At 59.8% G+C, this 2,017-nt stretch carries 1 rRNA gene; it reads left to right on the forward strand.

The annotated features are described in order from the left end of the window. Nucleotides 1–352: 352 nt before the first annotated feature. Nucleotides 353–2,017: ribosomal RNA gene (locus ACI79S_RS20730) — 23S ribosomal RNA — on the forward strand; the annotation flags it as partial.

Below are 2,017 nucleotides of genomic sequence, written 5' to 3' on the forward strand. Positions count from 1 at the left end.
TGGGGTGGTGCTCGAGGGTGGAACGCTGACCAGTTCGGCCGGCAGCTGTGGCTGCCCCTAGTACTGCACACACCTGGTGTGTGCGTGGAGCGGGGTGGTTGCGGGGTGGTCGGTCGTAGGCACGCTGTTGGGTCCTGAGGGAGCGGGTGACCGTTGTTCCTCGTGTCAGGGCCTTCCTGTTCTCGTACCGCCCGGTGTGTCCGGGGCCGGCGGGGATGTGTGGGGGGTGGCTGGTCGTACGTTGAGAACTGCACAGTGGACGCGAGCATCTTCTGACTCTGTTTGCAGAGTTCAAGTGTTGTAGGCCCGTCTCATCATTTCCTTCCGGGGGTGTGGGGCGGGATTTTTGTGTGGCCAAGTTGTTAAGGGCACACGGTGGATGCCTGGGCACCAGGAGCCGATGAAGGACGTAGGAGGCTGCGATAAGCCTCGGGGAGCTGTCAACCGAGCGTTGATCCGAGGATTTCCGAATGGGGGAACCCCGCACCAGTCATGTGGTGTGACCCGCGCCTGAACACATAGGGCGTGTGGAGGGAACGTGGGGAAGTGAAACATCTCAGTACCCACAGGAAGAGAAAACAACAGTGATTCCGTGAGTAGTGGCGAGCGAAAGCGGAAGAGGCTAAACCGATCGCATGTGATAGCCGGCAGGCGTTGTGTGGTCGGGGTCGTGGGACAGTTCTGCATCCTCTGCCGGGGATGCGGGGAGTCATAAAGGACTTGTGTTAGTGGAAGGCCTCTGGAAAGGGTCGCCGTAGAGGGTGAGAGCCCCGTACACGAAAACGCAGTCCCTCCCGAACTTGTTTCCCAAGTAGCACCGAGCCCGTGAAATTCGGTGTGAATCTGGCGGGACCACCCGCTAAGCCTGAATACTCCCTGGTGACCGATAGCGGACAAGTACCGTGAGGGAAAGGTGAAAAGTACCCCGGGAGGGGAGTGAAATAGTACCTGAAACCGTGTGCCTACAAGCCGTGAGAGCCTTATGCCACTTCGTGTGGTGGGGGTGATTGCGTGCCTTTTGAAGAATGAGCCTGCGAGTTAGCGGTACGTGGCGAGGTTAACCCGTGTGGGGTAGCCGTAGCGAAAGCGAGTCCGAACAGGGCGTTTGAGTCGCGTGCTCTAGACCCGAAGCCGAGTGATCTACCCATGGCCAGGTTGAAGCGCGGGTAAGACCGCGTGGAGGACCGAACCCACCAGGGTTGAAAACCTGGGGGATGAGCTGTGGGTAGGGGTGAAAGGCCAATCAAACTCGGTGATAGCTGGTTCTCCCCGAAATGCATTTAGGTGCAGCGTCACGTGTTTCTTGCCGGAGGTAGAGCACTGGATGGCCGATGGGCCCCACAAGGTTACTGACGTCAACCAAACTCCGAATGCCGGTAAGTGAGAGCGTGGCAGTGAGACTGCGGGCGATAAGGTTCGTAGTCGAGAGGGAAACAGCCCAGATCATCGGCTAAGGCCCCTAAGCGTGTGCTAAGTGGAAAAGGATGTGGGATCGCAGAGACAACCAGGAGGTTGGCTTAGAAGCAGCCACCCTTGAAAGAGTGCGTAATAGCTCACTGGTCAAGTGGTTCCGCGCCGACAATGTAGCGGGGCTCAAGCACACCGCCGAAGCCGTGGCATTCACACGTTAGCCCGCCGACACCTCTCGGGGTGCCGGCCAGGTGTGTGGATGGGTAGGGGAGCGTCGTGTGGCGGTGGAAGCGGCGGAGTGATCCAGCCGTGGACGCCACACGAGTGAGAATGCAGGCATGAGTAGCGAGAGGGGAGTGAGAACCTCCCCCGCCGGAAGACCAAGGGTTCCTGGGCCAGGCTAATCCGCCCAGGGTGAGTCGGGACCTAAGGCGAGGCCGACAGGCGTAGTCGATGGACAACGGGTTGATATTCCCGTACCCGCGAAGGAACGCCCATGCTGAACCCAGCGATGCTAACCCACCGAAGCCGGTGCGCCCACTTGTGGGCAATCCGGTCTAGCTGGGGACCCGGACTGGTAGTAGGCAAGCGATGGGGTGACGCAGGA

The sequence above is a fragment of the Blastococcus sp. SYSU DS1024 genome, assembly GCF_054050795.1.